We start from the raw sequence: 2,500 nt of genomic DNA on the forward strand, positions 1-2,500 counted from the left end.
TGGTTGCGGGAGTAGGATTTGAACCTGCGACCTTCAGGTTATGAGCCTGACGAGGTGAAGACGTTAAGCGATTGATCTGGTGGCTCAATTGTAGTCTGAACGGACTGCTTTGAAAGTTTCCGACCTGGTTGCGGGAGTAGGATTTGAACCTACGACCTTCAGGTTATGAGCCTGACGAGCTACCGGGCTGCTCCATCCCGCGTCAGGGTCGGAAAGTGTTTCATCGTTTAGAGAGAATTGGGCTTTTACTAGGTTTGGCGGTGACCTACTCTCCCGGGGCTTAAGCCCAAGTACCATTGGCGCGGCAGTGCTTAACTTCCGGGTTCGGGATGGGACCGGGTGTTTCACTTGCGCTATGACCACCAAACCGAGGAAAAGCCCATGTCGACTTTCTTGCTGTGCAAGAAAGCGACAGGTGGCAGGCAGCGTCTTTTGCTTGCAAAAGGCGCGTTGCCACTCGGTTGTGTTTTCAATCAACACCGTCGCTCTTTTTGCTTTTGCAAAAAAGCGACGAAGTTATCCATGTTCAAGGTGTGTATGCTTTGGTCTTGTCTTTCCATTACTGGATCAAATCAAGCCTATCGGGCGATTAGTACCGGTCAACTGAACGCATTACTGCGCTTACATCTCCGGCCTATTGACGTGGTGGTCTTCCACGGCCCTCAGGGAGACCTTGTTTTGAGGGGGGCTTCCCGCTTAGATGCCTTCAGCGGTTATCCTGTCCGATCATAGCTACCCAGCACTGCCGTTGGCACGACAACTGGTCCACCAGTGGATCGTTCACCCCGGTCCTCTCGTACTAGGGGCAACTCCTCTCAAGTCTCCTACACCCACGGCAGATAGGGACCGAACTGTCTCACGACGTTCTAAACCCAGCTCACGTACCTCTTTAAACGGCGAACAGCCGTACCCTTGGGACCTGCTCCAGCCCCAGGATGAGATGAGCCGACATCGAGGTGCCAAACACTGCCGTCGATATGGACTCTTGGGCAGTATCAGCCTGTTATCCCCGGCGTACCTTTTATCCGTTGAGCGATGGCCCTTCCACTCGGGACCACCGGATCACTATGGCCGTCTTTCGACTCTGCTCGACTTGTCAGTCTCGCAGTCAGGCTGGCTTCTGCCATTGCACTCAACGAGCGATTTCCGACCGCTCTGAGCCAACCTTCGCGCGCCTCCGTTACGCTTTAGGAGGCGACCGCCCCAGTCAAACTACCCGCCACGCAGGGTCCCGGATCCGGATAACGGACCGCGGTTAGACATCAAGAGTGCGAAGGGTGGTATCTCAAGGGAGGCTCCACAAGAACTTGCGTTCCTGCTTCAAAGCCTACCACCTATCCTGCACATCACAATCCTGATGCCAGTGCGAAGCTGTAGTAAAGGTGCACGGGGTCTTTCCGTCTAACCGCGGGAAGCCTGCATCTTGACAGGCAATTCAATTTCGCTGAGTCGATGTTGGAGACAGCGGGGAAGTCGTTACGCCATTCGTGCAGGTCGGAACTTACCCGACAAGGAATTTCGCTACCTTAGGACCGTTATAGTTACGGCCGCCGTTTACCTGGGCTTCAATTCAAGGCTCTCACCTCTCCTTTTAACCTTCAGGCACCGGGCAGGCGTCAGACCCTATACGTCGTCTTGCGACTTCGCAGAGCCCTGTGTTTTTAATAAACAGTCGCCACCCCCTGGTTTGTGCCCCCAGCCCCTAGTTGCCTAGGAACCGGGCCTCCTTCTCGCGAACTTACGGAGGTATTTTGCCGAGTTCCTTCAACATCGTTCTCTCAAGCGCCTTGGTATGCTCTACCAGTCCACCTGTGTCGGTTTAGGGTACGGTCTGATGGAGGGCTATTTCCAGGAACTGCTCAGCAGCCCAACCAATCCGATAAGGCTGAACTACATCCGCAATCCGTCACATCCTCCTGGCCTAGGAATATTAACCTAGTTCCCATCGCCTACGCCTTTCGGCCTCGGCTTAGGGGCCGGCTTACCCTGCTCAGATTAGCTTTAAGCAGGAACCCTTGGACTTTCGGCGAGAGTGTCTCTCACACTCTTTGTCGCTACTCATGTCATCATTCTCACTAGTGATCTCTCCACCGGATCCCTCACAGGCCGGCTTCATCGAAAGGACTCGATCCTGCGCTACCGCCTATTCGGCTACTTGAGCGCGATTACTCGCGCCGCATAACCAGCGGCAATACAGGATAAGTCCTATGTCACACTACGCTCTGCTACCGATGCTTACGCATCCCTAGACTTCGGCTCATGGCTTGAGCCCCGTTACATCTTCGCCGCAGGACAACTTATTTAGACCAGTGAGCTGTTACGCTATCTTTAAAGGATGGCTGCTTCTAAGCCAACCTCCTGGTTGTTTTGGTCGTCCCACCTGCTTTCCCACTTAGCCATGAATTGGGGGCCTTAGTCGTAGGTCAGGGTTGTTTCCCTCTCCACTACGGACGTTAGCATCCGCAGTGTGTCTGCCATCTAGTACTCCCGGGTATTCGGA

Annotated in this window: 1 tRNA gene and 2 rRNA genes (1 of these 3 cut by a window edge); all 3 read right to left on the bottom strand. The window is 54.2% G+C overall.

The features are described from left to right. Positions 1–125 precede the first annotated feature (125 nt). Positions 126–202, bottom strand: a tRNA-Met gene (locus tag GOV87_RS19800). Positions 203–252: 50 nt separating this feature from the next. After that, positions 253–367, bottom strand: a 5S ribosomal RNA gene (gene rrf / locus GOV87_RS19805). Positions 368–568: 201 nt separating this feature from the next. After that, positions 569–2,500 (bottom strand): 23S ribosomal RNA (locus GOV87_RS19810); it runs 955 nt beyond the window's last position.

It is taken from the genome of Ruegeria sp. HKCCA5426 (assembly GCF_013034585.1).
Lineage (GTDB): Bacteria > Pseudomonadota > Alphaproteobacteria > Rhodobacterales > Rhodobacteraceae > Ruegeria.